The sequence below is a fragment of the Nitrosospira sp. Nsp18 genome, from assembly GCF_900103145.1.
GTDB lineage: Bacteria > Pseudomonadota > Gammaproteobacteria > Burkholderiales > Nitrosomonadaceae > Nitrosospira.
The window spans coordinates 1-15,912 of sequence record NZ_FMWY01000040.1; the positions used below are offsets into that span (position 1 = coordinate 1).

At 52.1% G+C, this 15,912-nt stretch carries 11 protein-coding genes; 6 read left to right on the top strand and 5 right to left on the bottom strand.

Annotation, left to right across the window (positions count from 1 at the left end):
- Positions 1-213 (top strand): hypothetical protein (locus BLS94_RS15125; protein WP_218124827.1); only part of this gene is annotated, 213 nt, incomplete at its 5' end.
- 38 nt (positions 214-251) lie between these two features.
- Positions 252-803, top strand: coding sequence for an SIR2 family NAD-dependent protein deacylase (locus BLS94_RS13820; RefSeq protein ID WP_176767891.1), 552 nt, complete (start codon positions 252-254; stop codon positions 801-803).
- Between the two features lie 130 nt (positions 804-933).
- Here the strand turns inward: BLS94_RS13820 and BLS94_RS13825 are convergent, their stop codons facing one another.
- A complete protein-coding gene (locus BLS94_RS13825; RefSeq protein WP_090962316.1) occupies positions 934-2,886 on the bottom strand; it encodes a matrixin family metalloprotease in 1,953 nt (650 codons plus the stop codon).
- Positions 2,883-4,265, bottom strand: coding sequence for a clostripain-related cysteine peptidase (locus tag BLS94_RS13830; RefSeq protein WP_176767892.1), 1,383 nt, complete (start codon positions 4,263-4,265; stop codon positions 2,883-2,885). Before BLS94_RS13830 ends, BLS94_RS13825 begins: the two co-directional genes overlap by 4 nt.
- A gap of 378 nt (positions 4,266-4,643) precedes the next feature.
- Here BLS94_RS13830 and BLS94_RS14960 point away from each other — a divergent pair, with 378 nt between their 5' ends.
- Positions 4,644-4,793, top strand: a complete 150-nt coding sequence (locus tag BLS94_RS14960; RefSeq protein WP_176767893.1) for a hypothetical protein — start codon at positions 4,644-4,646, stop codon at positions 4,791-4,793.
- A gap of 425 nt (positions 4,794-5,218) precedes the next feature.
- The gene (locus tag BLS94_RS14965; protein ID WP_176767894.1) at positions 5,219-6,718 is read left to right on the top strand and encodes a prolipoprotein diacylglyceryl transferase; all 1,500 of its coding nucleotides are present in this window, start codon (positions 5,219-5,221) and stop codon (positions 6,716-6,718) included.
- Positions 6,719-7,107: 389 nt separating this feature from the next.
- Here BLS94_RS14965 and BLS94_RS13840 read toward each other — a convergent pair whose 3' ends face one another.
- A complete protein-coding gene (locus BLS94_RS13840) occupies positions 7,108-8,109 on the bottom strand; it encodes a tyrosine-type recombinase/integrase (RefSeq protein WP_090962322.1) in 1,002 nt (333 codons plus the stop codon).
- A gap of 243 nt (positions 8,110-8,352) precedes the next feature.
- Positions 8,353-10,704, bottom strand: a complete 2,352-nt coding sequence (locus BLS94_RS13845) for a S8 family peptidase (RefSeq protein ID WP_090962325.1) — start codon at positions 10,702-10,704, stop codon at positions 8,353-8,355.
- Positions 10,705-11,143: 439 nt separating this feature from the next.
- Between BLS94_RS13845 and BLS94_RS13850 the strand changes: the two genes are divergently transcribed.
- Both BLS94_RS13850 and BLS94_RS15370 read left to right on the top strand, forming a co-directional pair.
- The gene (locus tag BLS94_RS13850) at positions 11,144-12,994 is read left to right on the top strand and encodes a hypothetical protein (RefSeq protein ID WP_090962327.1); all 1,851 of its coding nucleotides are present in this window, start codon (positions 11,144-11,146) and stop codon (positions 12,992-12,994) included.
- On the top strand, positions 12,981-13,136 hold the full coding sequence (locus BLS94_RS15370) for a DUF2278 family protein (protein WP_256325448.1): 156 nt from the start codon (positions 12,981-12,983) through the stop codon (positions 13,134-13,136). The genes BLS94_RS13850 and BLS94_RS15370 overlap by 14 nt, the downstream gene beginning before the upstream one ends.
- 106 nt (positions 13,137-13,242) lie before the next feature.
- On the opposite strand, the gene BLS94_RS13860 is transcribed toward BLS94_RS15370, so the two are convergent.
- Positions 13,243-15,444 (bottom strand): alpha-amylase family protein, encoded by a 2,202-nt coding sequence (locus BLS94_RS13860; protein ID WP_090962330.1) that lies wholly within the window; start codon positions 15,442-15,444, stop codon positions 13,243-13,245.
- Positions 15,445-15,912: the final 468 nt, after the last annotated feature.

Consider the following 15,912-nt stretch of genomic DNA (forward strand, 5'->3'; position numbering starts at 1 on the left):
AAAGCCCCATCCTTCCCTACCATTCCTCACGGGTGGGAGGCGTCCATACCATTTCTCTCAGATGTTGGAGCCTCCTCAAAACCCGGGGCGGTTCAGGTTAACAATAGCGCTGCTAAAACTGCAATCCACAAACTTATATCAGAACGGCGCTTTTTCTCGCACTTCAGGCAATTTGCCAAGAGGCTGATAAAGGTGACTACCAGAATTTTCTAACCGATAACTTTAATGATCCGACCTTTGAGCCGAGCCCATTGCATCAAATTATTTTTGATCTGGATTCAAGAATTGTCATTACAACTAATTTCGATAGAATTTATGAAAAGCTTTGCCTTAGCGCTTCGACGGAGGGATTTAAGGTCTTACCCTACTACAGCTCTTCCCTTGGTGACGAATTACGCTCCGACACCAGGCTAATAATTAAAGCTCATGGCACCATCGACGAAGTAGGGAAAATGGTGTTCACGAAATCGGAGTATCACAATGCTGCAGCATCACATGCTCCGTTTTATACAATGGTGCGAGCATTATTACTTACCAATACTTGCATCTTCATTGGCTGCAGCTTAGATGACCCAGATGTTCTTTTACTATTGGAGGATGTGCGTATTACGGCATCTACCCAACGACCCCATTACGCACTAATTCTTGAGGAAAATGGTGATCGTTACTCCAGACAGGATTGGCTTTCATCCTACAATGTCAAAACACTCGATTATGGGCCAACCCATGATGCATTAATGGATGATTTGAGCACGCTTCTGGACGAGGTTGTTGAATTAAGAAAAACTCGACCTGAGACATGACATTTTTTGAAATGAGATCATGAATGATAAAGGACGTTATCAACTGCAAAGTGTAACCATACTCAAGTCTATGCAAAACTTGTACCACGGCATCATCGCTCCGTGCTGCTTCTTGTTCTTCTTTGCTCAGTCACTTTTTCACTGTAGAAGGTAAAGCTTTCTTGGAAACAGATCGGTAGAAAAAAGCATCAAGCTGCCTTGGAGCAGGTCCACGAGGATTTTCGAAAGCTTTAAGCAGCGCAGTTGCATCAAAATGTGTAATACAACGTGCCTCTTCGGCTGAGGCCGACATAATTGCGTCCTGTTCTTGGATGTGAGGTAGGCCTAACCAGTGTCCAATCTCATGAATAATGACGGGCAAGAGGGCAATTTCTCGGTCGCCGCGTCCAAATACAATCTCACCGCTTAAATAATCAATAAATCGATAGTCACCTGCATTTAATTCCATAAGTACTGGATCAGCCTCGCAAGCAACAATATCTTTACTGAAACCACAAGAAGTATGCCCATTGAGAATGAGCAGCTTTAAAAGAATTTTTGAAGAAACGGATTCTACTGTCTTAATTCCACAAAGCCCCGCTCTCAGTTCCCTTAGTTTTTCATAGTGGTCGACATCTGAGGTTTGACATAATGTATTCAGTGCCCGGGATCCCGTGACGAGTTTCTGAAAAGTTAGAACAGGCATATCACCCCTCCCACTTGAACGGGCGTTAAGCCAGATTGATAGCCCATCGTAATACTGCTTAGGCGAAATCAGCCTACCCATTGGGTCATCTGCTTGTCTATTTGATCGCTCTGGCCCAAGGTAGTCAGTTAAGAAGGTGGCAATAGGTTCGAGGACATACACATCCTCGTCAATTCGAGCTGCGACTAAGTTCCAGGCAGTACAGTCACGGCAAACACGCCGCCATAGTTCCATAGAGTGTAGAATCGCCTTATGTATTGTTGAGCGCGCTCCTGGGGTGAGCATTTTATCGGGATCTGAAATAAGAGTTTCCAGGGTGGGGCGATTGGCAAAGGGAGTTGGAGCGATTTCGCCACCCCACTCTATATTTGTTGAGTCATGACAGATCATCTCTGAGGCAGCCGAGATGAACGTACGGTTGGGTGGTAGTGTAACTGTGTTACCAAAATTCCTGATGATGCGCAAAGTAGAGAGACGCAGCTTGGCAGTTGCTGACTGTGGGGCTGCAATCAGTTCTATACGCCATGTAACGGGAACAGTAAGAAAACGGGAATCCGCAGCCCACCCTCCTATCGCAACAGATTGAGTGCTTGGAGTCAGCTCAAAATCAACTTCGCAAGCAGGTGCGTATGAGGCATCGGATTCATTTACTTTAACTAGCATCCGCACTTGCCCACGTATCGCGGTTTTGGCCGCCAAAACCCTATCAACCTTTAAAATAATTTCGTTAGTTGAATTTACATAAAAAATGGTTGGGGGTGCGACGTCATATGTAAACATCACGTCTCGTGAAGTTTGGACCGAAGTCAGAGATGGCTTCAAGTATTTTGGTGGTATGGTTCGGCATATTGGATTCGTTCTAAGCTCTTGTGCCGATTTATGATCCGAAAATGCGTTCAGCACAATCTTAGTGTCGCTCACCTCTTCAGTACCTAAATAGGTCACCTTCACGCGCCATAATTGTGTAGGGTTCTTGGTATCTACCAAGAACAAGGAACCACCTAATCCCGGTGGGGGCAACATTATCTCAACCTCACAAATGGGTAAGAATTCTCCATTATTCTTTGATAGCACCTGCATGTTGACTACTCGTTTTTGATCATCACGAGTCAAAAGATGTGTTTTACCGGGGGCTGCCTCCTGACGAAGCACAATATAAACCCTGGATGGGCCATGAAACTCCGCATCTACTTCTCGAAGGACTGGAAGGGCCTCTTTTGAATTAGACGACCAAAGGAGAGCTTGGTCGCCAATGTAAGCTCCCGTCGGAAGTCGTTCGCATGAAGGTAGGGTGACCGCATGACTTGTCGTCACTAAGCCTATTAATGCCGCACCTGTCCAAACTATAGATAAAAGTCGGCGCACAACAACTGAGCCGAGACCTTTTTGGCTCTTCATTTATTTTTTGTTCTCTTAGGAATCGTGTTCATATCTACACCAAGATATTCGAGCAGGAACGGAGCCCATTTTTCCTTCTGAACGAACTCGACCGGATGAAGAGAATTCTTCGGAAGATAGCCACCACTATTGGGATCCCGATGGAACTCGGACAATGTCTCGGGAAAGTAAATTGCTATTCCGTTTGAACCATAGCGATCTTGGATTCGACTAGAGGCATAATTGTCAATCACAGAAGCCTGTAGGGCATTACGAGCAGTTTTGGCTAAGTTCCTCAGCTGCTCATCTTTCGTGGTTTCTCGAAAGCTATCCAGAAATAAAATGAGATCTATAGAAAATCCCAGCGGAGGACGTTCCCAGTCGGCATAACCCAGGATTTTCGAGCGAACTAACGCTACTGTTGATTTTTCTGTCGATAGGCGCTCCCGAAGCGCGGTACTAAATTGTGTCAAATCTTTCGATGCCTGTTCGATCTTACTTAGGTCCAGCGCTGAAAATGTCGTCATATACGTATTGCCGTAACGCTCCTTGTAAGCATCAACAAGTAGATTGCCCAATGATCGAGAGTCCATTGAGGGTGCGGCAATTAGTCTATCTAACCATTTATCATATGGTGAGCCTTCACCCGGCACGAGCTCTTGGCTGCCAACCATGATGTCCGCAGAATTACGTAGAGAATATGCAGTTTCTAACATTCCCATGAGGCAAGCATCGTAAGCGACGATGTCCATGCGAGGACCATTTTTAGCAAATGTCTCAAGGACTTCCTGTATTTCTCTGTTATAAAGCGTGTTTTTACTATCCTCGTCGTACGAAACCGACCGGTACATCCCGGCATAAGGAGCACTGGAGGATAACTGATCCAATTTTTGCAGATCTTGGACTGTGGCTTCCCTGTTGAGTAATCTACTCTTTAGTTGCCGATCCTTTACGTACATCTGGCGCCAACCTTGTCCATGGTTCCAAATGATAAGAAGATAGCGCTTGGCTGGATATTCTTCGACAGACCAATCCAGAAACTTACGAAGCGTGGATGAAGATCCCATGTCTGCGTTCCCCAAATCTTGTAAAGCAGATTTGGGCGAAGGCTTCATCCCTTTAAGGACTCGAAACCGCTTAACTCCCGACCAGTTCTCATCGCCAGTGTAATAGTGATTTTTAGGCCGTCCCATTTCAACCAGTACGTTAACTTTATCCGAACTTCCTACAGCAGCCATCTGGTGGAAATTATTGATACCAAACTGCTCAAGATTGTTCTTTGCATTCATGTAGACCATAACAGTCCAGTCAGCTTGCGGGGCGGCGTTCGTCGCAGGCGATTGAAATACAATAAATAAGCTAATAAACGTCGTGTATAGGCTTTTTTTTATTGAAAACATGATTTTTCCTTCTCCTTGGGGCCATCTAGAAAAATATACCGTTAAATACCAATCGAGCCCGTTTCTCAGCACCTGCGGTTCAGAATGTGGGGTTAATGTCCAGATCATCAGCGATCTGGCTCCCAAAACATATTAAACCGAATTAACCATGCTGCTTTTGGCTTGAACTCTAAAGCCTTTTTAGATATATCTATCCGAGAAATTTGGTAAAACCCGTGCGAGTTTTACTCATATTTCATTTATAGATATAGATGGAAACCCTAGGGTAAGCAAATCGACGGACAGACACTTTGATATTGGTAAGTCGAATGCAAGTGACCTGCTCCTCCCCTTAGCTTCATGACGAGTAGAGTTCGACCCTTAAAAAGGAGTGGACTCATGAAGAAGCGATTCAGCCAAGAACAGATTATTGCTTTTCTAAAGGAAGCGGATGCGGATATCGGCTCTACCACATGCGGGTTTAGCTATGCGCAAGCGCAGCCGCGAGCGGATCGACCTGACAGAAAGAGTGCGCTAGCTACTTTCTGAACACCCAATCGCCTGGTCGATGGATTTCGCGCAGGACGGCCTTGCCAACGGCAGACGCCTTCGCTGCCCGAATGTGGTGGATGGCTGTACCCGGGAAAGCCTCGGCATCGAGTCGATACCTCTATTTCGGGAGGGCGCGTGGCACGTGTATTGGACCCTTGCAGAGCATCGCTCCTTGCCACAGATGATCAGGGGACGATCATGAACCCGAATTCACCAGTCTAGTACTCGATGCATGGACTCCTGCTCGCAGCGTAAAAACTAGCATTCATCCAACCGGGTAAGTCAGAGGCAAGCGATCTGATCTGCCGCATCTTTGGTTGACAATATCGGAAAATATTCTAGTTTTATTATATAGGTATAGGCAAAGTTATCTCCTCGTTAAGCGATGTTAAAGTTTGCCCTCATTCTTGAAGATAAAAATAATGAAAATCCATCTAGTTATTTGCTCAATTGCGCTTCTGACAACAGGATGTGCTTATTTGGATCGCCAGGAAAGACGCATCAATTACACGGAAACCCTCGATAAGGACTTCGGACCGCCCTCTCTGATAACCGATGCCAAGCAACGTATTATTGTCAATACAATGGCAAAAGTTGGTGTCAACAACTTTCAATATAACGAAAAAGGACAATATGTAGGATTAGTTGAAGATGCAGTGGTCAAGAACCATCCTTCTCGTATTATCTGTGCTGAACCAAGTCCTGACGTCGCACAAGCAATATCAGCAGCCTTCACAGCAGCCGCAAAGGTTGACGTGAAGGCATCGGAAATGAAGCAGGCCAGCGGTTCGGGATCCACTGGCTCTTCCTATGTTTCCAGTATCGCCCAGCTTGGCGAACGATTGGCGACGGTGCAATTGCTAAGGGATAAAATGTATCGTGCCTGTGAGGCTTATCAGAATGGCGCAATTAGTGATACCAGCTATACTCTCATGCTCGCACGATTCGACAAGACGATGGCCAGCATGCTGGCTGCCGAGACTGCAGCTGGGGCGTTTGGGAGAAATCTGGCAGCTCTTGGCGGTAATGCCTCCTCAAACGGCATTGATCCGAAGAAACTAGCAGACGCACAAGATGCGGTGAAGAGTGCATCAACGAAATTACAGAATGCGTCGGCACTTCCGGAAACCGATGATGCAGCCAAGATCACAAAACGGACAGCCGTAGCAGATGCCAGTGCTAAGCTCAACGAAGCCGTAGCCAATCTGGCGGCACTTGAAATCCAATCTGCCACCACTGCAGCACAGTCAGGGCAGCTAGGAGCTGGATCGGCCGGATTTGGCCAGATTACAGGTCGCTCTGCGATCGCGGCCGATGCGGTAGCTCGTATTCATACTAGCTTTCTTGAGGACGATGCATCGGGAACCATCATAGATGCTTGCGTGGTCGCATTAGACCGGCGCAGAACTAACCCGGCTGTCGCGGAGGCCAATCAGGCTGTCATTGACGCCCGTCATAATGTAGTTGAAGCTGAGAAAGCAGTAAACGCAAGGAGCTCCAATAGAGGAGAGGCTTCCACCCCGGAGGAGAAAGCTCTCAAATCGGCGAGGGCGAATCTCGAACAGGCGCAAAAGAATCTTGCTAGCCAGAAATTGCCATTATCTTTGGGGGATATATGTGCGACGATGCTCCAAAATAGCAACTTAAATGACAATTTCCTTATAAGGCTTCAGGAAGAGAAACATAAGAGAATCGAATTCGAGAGTAATCTTCTTATCGAACAGCTGAAAACTCAAAAAGCTCAAGCTGACGCTGAATCGCAGGCCGCAGTCAAAGCTGCCGAAGCAAAAATAGCCGCAGCAAAATCAGAGTCAGAGGTCGTTGCGAGCCTTGTGAAAGGCTGCATTGAATCAATAAGACACTCAAAAAAAGAAGACCAAGCAGCTAATTATGCTGCATGTATTTTAATTAAGCCTAAATAGCGTAGCTAAGTTCCGCTCCTTCAAATGACTGATCCATAGAGTAGGTGTCTACCGCATCAGGGGCGATTCAGTGTTTGTCATTGAAACGTTCCCGAGGAGGGAGCCCGTGAGTTGTTGCTATTATGACCAGGGGGCGATTATAAAAAACGATGATCCGGCCCATTCTGATTTTATCCGACGTTTTGAAGTTACCGATATACCAGCTGGTGTAAAGAAAATACTTCTATCGTTTCAAGAAATGGACCGGGCTGGCTGCCATAAGCAGTGAAACGATAATTTTAGTTCTAGCTAAATACCAATTAATCTTGGCTTGCCTCTGGCTTGACCAGAGTCGGGGTACTATGCCATTTGTTTTGCCAGTTGCTTTATTGTAAAAGCATATCAAAAACTTAATAACTCACCTTAAACGTCGGGCTATCCTCCGGCCGTGTCTTGCGGTGGTCATAAATGCGAGTCGTCGCAATATTGGCATGCCCCAGCCATTCCTGCACCTTGGCGATATCCGCCCCGTTATCCAGGGCATTGGTCGCCGCCGTGGCCCGCATCACGTGCGGCCCCATGTTCTCGCCTGATATACCCAGCTTGTTCAGATACTTCAGCACCACCTCGAAATAGATGGAGTCCGGCGTGAGCGCGGTCAGGGTGTGGCCGTGCACATTATTCTTCACCGGCCGGAATAGCGGCGCATCCTGGTTTTGCCCATGCCCCGCGGCCTCCAGGTATTCTTCGATCAAGGTGAGCGTGCCCGGATGGGTGGGTACAAAACGCATCTTGCCGCCTTTGCCTTGCACGCGCAGATGTGCCACTCCGCGGCGCGTCTGGCTGTAGTCCTTCACTTTGAGTTTTGCCAGCTCCGCACGCCGGATGCCATGGTAGAGAAGAGTGGAGAGAATCGCCCGATCGCGCTTGCCCTTGAGCGTGGCAGCATCCGGTGCGCACAACAAGGCGCGCGCCTGGGCATCGCCCAGCGCCGGCGTTTTTCCCTGCTGCGATTCCACCGCCGGGCGCTTCACCCCCTTGACCGGATTGTGCGTGACCGCATTGCTCTCGCACAGGTGCTCGAACAGGGAAGACAGCGCCGCGAGCTTGCGGCGGATGGTGCTGCCGCCGAGCAGCTGCGCTTCCAGACTCTTGCGCCAGGCCAGCACGTGGCTGCGGGTCACGATCCGGAAATCCTCCGGCCGGGCAATGCCGGCAAACTGCATGAAGCCGCGCAAGTCGTTTTCATAAGCGCGCCGCGTCTGTGGATTGTCGATGTTGGCGAACCACTCGATCGCCGGCGGGACATCGGCCAGCTGGCGAAATTGCAGGGCGGTGAGGATCGAGGGGTCGGCTACAACTGGCAGGTCGGAAGTGACCGGATTTTCCAGTTGGGGAAGGAGGGAATGCATGAGCTGATTTTACCCATGATAAAATATGTTATCAAGGGTAAATTAGAGGAAGTTGAAGGACTTTAGTCCTGCTAAATCGCATGATTATTTCCCCCTTTCAATACGGCTCTCTTGGTCTACCGAAGATTCAATTAAGCTACCAACTAATTCTATGAGATGGGTCAAATGCGGAGGCATAATAGCCCGGACACGGCGAACAACCTCCTTAAACCGGAGGTCGAACATCCGGCAATCCGGTTGGTCCTATTGCGGCTGCCTTTGCGGTACCAGCCGCCAAGTCACTCGTCCCACTTCTTCTCCTTCGTAAATCTGCTGCGCAAAAAGCTCGAACTCGTGCTTTCGCATTGCTTCCGGTATTTTTACCAAGAGCCGCAGAGGAATTCTCGCCTTTGCGCAGAAGGCAATTTCAGGAAGTCTAAGGCGGCTGCAATGGTTGAGAGGGACGTGAACAACGCGCGGGCGATCTTTTGAGCCAAGTAGCGCGAATGGCATGGAATGCGGGCGCACGCGCAGCCTTTCGGCAAATTCCGGAGATAGTTCGAGTATGATCTCGGCCCCGGCGGGCAGCCGCGGCACGATTTCAAGATGCATGCGCCGTGCTTTATCCGGCGCGCCTGCCGCGATAAAGGGCAAGGCGACATAGTCCCTTGGTTCCGACCCAGGGGGCGGCACATTATTGACCACGTTGAAGTTGCGCCAGGTCACGTTATTATTGTTGCGGATGAAGTTGGTGAAATTGTCCCAATCCAGAAAATCGGCGGGTATGGGACCAGGGTCGCGAGGCGCGTCTAGAATGCCGACGAAGCAATAATGCCCCGTTGCGGGTATGTCTGCAGATGGCCAGGTAATGCCATTTGAAACGGTCAGCAGGTCGCCAGTCGGCACGTTTGCCAAGGTGGTCGATCCCAGCAGTGTCCACAGGTCGGGCGCGAGAAGCGTGGAAGGCGGCGCCCAATAGACAGTAGCCGCCACATCGGTTGCAGCCGAGCCACCTCGGTTGCGTACACGCACGTAAACGAAATTATCCTGCCCCGCTTCCGCTTCGTAACCCAGGGTCATGTCGTTCTCGGTCCCGCTGCCCGCGCCAAAAGCAGCTTGGGGATCGACGACAGCCATCTGCCGCAGAATGATATCCGGACTGGACGAGATCGCGCCCAGGTGAGGATCGCCGTTGTCGCCGATGAAATCCCTCAGATAGATGTCGGGAGCGAGGTTGAGTACTGTTCCATCAATGATCGCGCGTAGATTGGGCATCACTCCGATGCGGTCTACAGCCGGATCGGCAGACAAGGTTCCATATGCGGCATCCGACAGAATCATGCGCAGTTGCCACGGGGCAAGGCGGTCGCCTGAAGCCGCTTCCACCAGACCCTGCACCGCGAGCGCTGCGCCCGTGACGATGGGGGTAGCACTGGATGTGCCGTTGAAGCCGGTCGTATAGAGGTTTGTAGCCGTATTGGCGGCATCGGAAGAAAGGGTGTCCACGTTCTCGCCCCATCCATAGCAGTCGATACGGCTGCCATGACATGAAAAGCCGAGGCGCACGTGCGGCGCGGTGGAACTTGCCGCCCCCACCATGATGGCGCCTGAATCGAGAAAATCCGGGCTGGCGCGGTTGAATATCTGCTGGCCGCCGGGATTCACCACTGTATCAAGGTCGACGCCGCCATTGCCGGCCGCCTCGACCACCGCGATGCCAAGCGATGTCGCGAGGAGGATCACGTCGAAAACGGCTGGGTCGATCTCGACCGGGACCAGGCTGTAACCAAACAGATTCGTCTGTGCTTCAAGCAGCAACACGTCACCAAAGCTCATGACGCCAATCGCGTCGAGTATTGGTTGGGCCGTGCTATAACCGCCTCCCGGCAGATGCTGGCCCACGCAGCGGACAGATGCCAGCGCGGGCGTGATGCCAACGCAACCCACGGCATTATCTACCGCAGCGATTTCCCCGAGCACGCCGCTGCCATGAAAATAATAGGAATGATTCAGGCCCGAGATCAGCGTGATACCGTGCGCGGCGAGATCTTCATGATCAAAAGTCCAACCCCACTCCATATCCACCAGTGCCTGTCCAGCGCCATCGCCGCCAGGAAAATTCCAGGCATACTCCGCATCGATGCCGTCGGGCGCGGGGTCGAGATAGCCTTGGTTAGCGCTGCGTGGGTCATCCGCAGCGTTGACAAATGGCGGCTCGACAGGCGGCGGCTCGACGTAAGCCATGGCCACCGACTCCCACTGGGAGAGTTGCTTCACCAGTTCTTCGGCATTCATGCCGGGCGGCAGGTTGATCGCGAAATAGGCGCCCAGATTGGCCGGCCGAAATGCGGAATTCAACGCCCTGGCGCGTTCCGCCAGCGCGTTGAACTGATCGGATTCAAACGACAGGAGAGGTTCAAGTGTGATGCCTTCAAACTGTGCCGCCACCGCGTTCCACGGGCCGACACCGAGCGATTCCACCATTCGTGCGGTATCTTGACGGGGAAGCTGGACGTGATCCTTGAATTTGACGATTACGCGGCGGCGATAGCCGGGCCCGGGCCTCGCTCGTTCCATGCCCGGCGTCGCGGCGCTTTCATTCTCGTTGGTAGCCATGATCTTCTTCCTCGGACCGGTCGTTACATATAACGAATAGCATGGAATACGAAATATTCAAGCTGAGCAGAGGGTCCCTTTACAAAATCGGCATTAATCCAACAAATATTCCCCAAAGATGAAAAAAGCTGGTTTGCTCAGATAGGGCGACCCTGATCATCTGTTTTGAATGCAGCCTTGAGACCAATAGCCCGACGGTGTACCTGCGCCCAAAACCACATACCGAGCTGAGCTCTTCCGGTATTTCCTGATCTGTCGGAAAGCTATTGCTTTTTACCGCTATGCGGATTACGCTGGAATTTAGCGGTGTCGTGGATGTCGCGTCTCGTATGAACGCGCATAAGAACCATGAAGATCTGGTCGAGTTGCTAGTATCTTTCGGACGTTCACTGGTGCACCAGGAATCCCGGCGCCGCTTCCAAACTACCTGGAAATGGCCATGTCTGATCATGCCGACTTTGCCGCCGCGGTGACCGTACGCGAGCATGTCCTCAACGTCGCGCTGTTGGCGGCATACGCGAATGGATCCTTCCCTAAGGTGCTGGCGGCGAATCTGCCGGGCGGACCGCCCGAGGTCGCCCCCAATCTGTTCCTGGGCCAACCTGAGATCAAATGCGAAGGTGCCACGAATCTGCTTGTGTTGACTTTGGCGACGTGGGGTCCGTTGCGTATCACCCTCGATGGTACGGAGCACGTTGCCCAGATCGCTAGCGAAATAGAGGCGACCATCAGGCCGGTGTTTGCACCCGGGTCGAACTTGCAGCTGGATCCAGCGGCCGACGACATCGTCGTCCGCCGCTGGACGGCCTCGGTCATGTCAGAGGGCACGCCGGCCAATGTCGTCTCCTACGTAGTCGGCGATCAGTTCAAGGCCCGGTTGCAGCAGGCAATCCGGGTCGCCATCGCATTCCGGCTGATCAAGTTGCCCGCCATTGACGCGAGCTTCTTCGGCCCACTCGCGCGCCTTTCGACATCGGTCGCCGCCCGGGTGCGAGACGGTGTGTTACTGCTGGGCCTGAATGTCGAAAATGAGAGCGAATCGATCGTGGGCAACGTGGACGCACTAGTTGACTTCGCGCGCAGTAACGACGTCGCTGGTGTAGTCAACGCGGCCGCTACGGCGCTCCTGCTCAACGACTTGCATACACGCATAGTCACCTCCATTGAAAACGCGGGCGCGAGCCTGGACCGGTTCTCGGTAACGTCCGCGGCGGGGTACTTTCAGGTGAGCGGTGCGGCAAGGAAGTCATCCGGCACCGTGAACTTCTCGTTCCTGGTTGTTCCGAGCATGTTCCACACCCGACCCGGCAAGTTTTTCACCTTCCTGCCTAAGAACAGGTGGGTGAACAGCCGCATCTGGCCCGCGCTCGAGTTCCACCTTGAGGGTGTCCACACCGACGTGGACCGGTCGTGGTGGGTAATCGTCCTCGAAGTGTTTCTCGGCGTCCTGACCGTCGGGTTCGCGACGCTCTACATCGAAGATCTGGTGAGTGCAGCCGCCGAGAACTTCAGTGGAAAGGTCAAAGCGGCCAAGCCGGGTGCGCCGGCAGCCCGCGTTCGGCGGACGATTCCTCCACCGGGCGGTGTGGGCGTGCGGATCGGCGTCGAACAGTTCGAGATTACCACCGCAGGCACCTACTTCGGAATCTCCACTCGGGCGACCTCCACCCCGGTTGCTCTGCTCGGACCGACGGCGGTGCCCAGCAACTACGCAGGCGACGTCCTGCGCTACCTGATGCGGCTTCCGTCGGGAGTATCAGAGGCTGACCCCGCACTGCACATCCGCTGGATACTCGAGGATAGGACCAACGACGTCCTCTTGGTCGACGAGGATGGATCGGCTGCGAGCCGGCTACGATTCGACTTTTTGCCAGCCGGGCGCGCCAACGCGAGCGAGTTCGGCATCATCGCGCGGCTGTACCGCCGGCTGGGCCCTAACATAACCGACGTGATCGAGTTGGGGACCACCTCCCTCCATGTGCAAATGCGCGGGCCGCTCCCGCCTCGTGCGTACGTTCGCTGGCGCTCCGAGGTGAAAAACCCGCAGATCACTGTTGACGAGGCTACCGACACATGGACCTACCTCGGTGAGGTGCGAGTGCAGCGGTGGTCGGAATGGCACCGCACCGACCTGCCCTGCCGCGCGGTCAACGCACCCAACGGCTACCGGTTTTCTGAACAGACCGCCGACCGACTGCCCTTTCCCCTGCGGCTTCTGGAGAGCCACCGCAAGGGTTTGTGCCCCTATTGCTTTTATGGCGGCCCAGCGGGGCTCAATGCGGCGTTGTGACTGTCGTGGTTCGTGCGCTCGGCGTTTCAAGGGCGAGGACGGGGTATACCAGGATGGCGTTCTGCCGTTTAATTTTCCCCAGGCCAGTCAATGGGTTGACGTGTTTTTGAAGTTCCAGTCCCAGACCTGGCAATACCGATGATAAGACCGGACATCAAATTCATACCGAAAAAGCGGCGGAATATGAACCGGTCAGATGCTTTGCGCTTTTGCAGCCGATTTCCTTCAAGTCCGACAGGCTACTAGCGCTACCTCACACGCTCCAATCGCAAATATTGGACTTCATTTGGCGAGCTGAAATGTACATGGACACCGCTTCTGAAGATGTCATTGGCCGTTCGTGGTTCAGGCCATAAGACAGCAGCCGGATCATCAGCGACAAGGTTGCGCACTTGATAACGCACTGCAGGGTTGGCATCCAGCGGAACATTACCGGGAACCGCAAAGGTTTCCGGGCCCACTTGTTGATCTCGCAGATTCACGAATACGAGCAGAACGTTATCATCCTGCCACCTCGCGACTGAAAATATTGCCTCATTAAATCCGCCTCCCCGCTGTTTAGTCAGGAAGAAACGGTTGGTTGAACGCAATGCCGCATTCTGGTCGCGCACGGTATTAATCCTGTGGTACATCTCGAAGACCTTTGCATTGCTCCGGCTCCAATAGTCCGCAAGGTTCTGCCATGAATATTGAAAATCCACCTTATTGCCAACCCCCAAGGGCTGGCTCATATAAACCATTGGGGCGCCAGGCAGAGCCGCAGCAACGGCATACCGTGACATCATCAGCCATGCATCCGGATTTCCTTCTTCATCATGGCTCGTTCCATTGCGAAGAACCGGCGCGTTGTATCCATAAATATTTGCTTCCTGTTCGAGGCTGCGGACGAGTTGACTCATCGTAACGGCACTGTTTCTATATAACCAGTGGTCGACAGTGGTCAAAAGATCAAAGTGACGGGCGACGCGATAACGAATGGGATCGGGATCCAGAGCCTCGGCAAGAAAGATGAAATCCCACTTCTTCTGGCGAGTTTTGTTAATGATGTACTCCCAGGCCTGCGGAGGTAGTCCCTGAGCGAAGTCGGCCCTGATACCGTCCAGCTTGTTATCAGTCTTGTCGAGCCAGTAAGGGAAGAGATAAGCAAAGTAGTTCCAGATATTCTCAACCTCGAAATCATGGCCGCCAGTCGGATCGAGATCGGTATACAAGAGATCGCGCTCATCCTCAGCACGGCCACGGCTCGTATCATGTCCTTGGCCGGGCTTTGGGCCTAGAGAAGAATAGTCGCCAAAGTACCAGTCAATCCCAGCGTCATACCATTGGTGCTCGCCCAAACGATCAGCCGGTGCGTACTCGGCAATATCCCTTTCATCGCTTGCGTGGGAACGGTAGTTGGATTTGCTCGTACTCCATGACGGACGAGCACGGGCAACCGGCTGCCGCGCCTCATTTTGGGAAACAAGCCCTAGATCGGCTGCTCCTTGCCCAAAGATGACATCGCGTCCCGCATGGTTGAGTGCAACGTCGATAAAAACGTTCAAATCGAGGTCTTCAGCTTTGCCAACCAGATACCCAAACTCACGCAGAGCAGACTCAGAGGTGCCTCCTTCCGAAAGTCGCTCACTGACCGACCAGTAATCCCGCGCCGCATATGGACTGCCTGGGGAGTAATTCTCCACGCGTCGCCCCTGGTCCGGGTCCAGGCGTTCTTTTGTATTGGGGAATATCGGCATCAGCCAGAGTGTATTAAACCCCAGCGTGTTACGAACATAGTGAAGATTGAAAGGATCGTAACCATCCCGATCGTGATCGGTGAAATCTTCGAGCGTACTGTGCTGCTGACCCGTCCCGCCCGACGTAGCTTCCACTACATACGGATTGGCCTCGTAAAGCGTCAGGTTCAACACTTTTCGCGGTGAAACGACAACGGCACAATCCCTTTGCATTTGACCATCAGTTTTGAAATCGTTATGCCAACGCCACGGGCCATTACCAATGCGGAACCGTCCAGTCAGCCTGTAGGCGCCCGCTCGGGTTGCAGCCAGTGTTGTTTTATATAGCTCATTGTTGCCCACGCGGCCGACATGGGTCATCGGATAGGTCATATAGTAGCTGCTGGGGCGGCCTGCATCATTTACATTCTCCCAGACCTTGGCGTGGTCTCGTCGATTCAGGTTCGTAAAGACCTCCACCTGCAGCTCGGATGGCGCGTGCCCATCGGCATCAACTTGAACCAACACATCGAAGGGAACCTGCTCGTTTCGATCCTCATCAAGAAAGTAATGGACCGTCCCATAATTTCCAGGTCTCGCCTCACGCCACACCAAATCATCCCGGATAGCCAGTTCGCCCATCCACGGTTCCGCCCTCCCGATGGTCGGCAGTAAGAGGAAGATGCCGAGACCGAACAAAGCGGTTTTCAACAACCTGATGCATTTAAACTTCATGCTTCCTCCTCTAGATGAGAAACCCGGTTACCATTTGAATTTACTCCTGACAACCCATCTATTCGTCGCATTTCCAAATCATAGGGCACGCCCGCGTTTACTTTAGTGGGATGGTTGGGCTTTGAACTCTTCTAACCTTATAGAACAATAGAAGATTTCTCGCTATTTTGCTTTTGCAAGAAGCTCAGGAATTCTGCACGCATATTTCATAGCCACCGTCTTGACCCCATGCGATCAATGGTAGGGTTAACGGTTAGTCTGCGGTAAAATCCGTGGAAAACACGATATCCGTTGTCTGAAATGCTGCGCCGCTGACTCAACAACAGCGATAATCTCTATTTAGCTGTCAATCTAGAGAGCCATCACATTTAAAATCACAGGCACGGGAAAACTTGGGTTCTTTTTCGAAGCGGACGGTTCAGGTGGTGCAGACAACGCACAACACAGTTGACCGTCAGTTGCCCTCGG

Excerpts from the sequence above, each read along its gene's own strand:
- BLS94_RS13845 (WP_090962325.1), bottom strand. The coding sequence starts at position 10,704 with ATGGCTACCAACGAGAATGAAAGCGCCGCGACGCCGGGCATGGAACGA.
- BLS94_RS13825 (WP_090962316.1), bottom strand. The coding sequence starts at position 2,886 with ATGAAGAGCCAAAAAGGTCTCGGCTCAGTTGTTGTGCGCCGACTTTTA.
- BLS94_RS14965 (WP_176767894.1), top strand. The coding sequence starts at position 5,219 with ATGAAAATCCATCTAGTTATTTGCTCAATTGCGCTTCTGACAACAGGA.
- BLS94_RS13860 (WP_090962330.1), bottom strand. The coding sequence starts at position 15,444 with ATGAAGTTTAAATGCATCAGGTTGTTGAAAACCGCTTTGTTCGGTCTC.
- BLS94_RS15370 (WP_256325448.1), top strand. The coding sequence starts at position 12,981 with ATGCGGCGTTGTGACTGTCGTGGTTCGTGCGCTCGGCGTTTCAAGGGC.
- BLS94_RS13840 (WP_090962322.1), bottom strand. The coding sequence starts at position 8,109 with ATGCATTCCCTCCTTCCCCAACTGGAAAATCCGGTCACTTCCGACCTG.
- BLS94_RS14960 (WP_176767893.1), top strand. The coding sequence starts at position 4,644 with ATGAAGAAGCGATTCAGCCAAGAACAGATTATTGCTTTTCTAAAGGAA.
- BLS94_RS13830 (WP_176767892.1), bottom strand. The coding sequence starts at position 4,265 with ATGTTTTCAATAAAAAAAAGCCTATACACGACGTTTATTAGCTTATTT.
- BLS94_RS13850 (WP_090962327.1), top strand. The coding sequence starts at position 11,144 with ATGTCTGATCATGCCGACTTTGCCGCCGCGGTGACCGTACGCGAGCAT.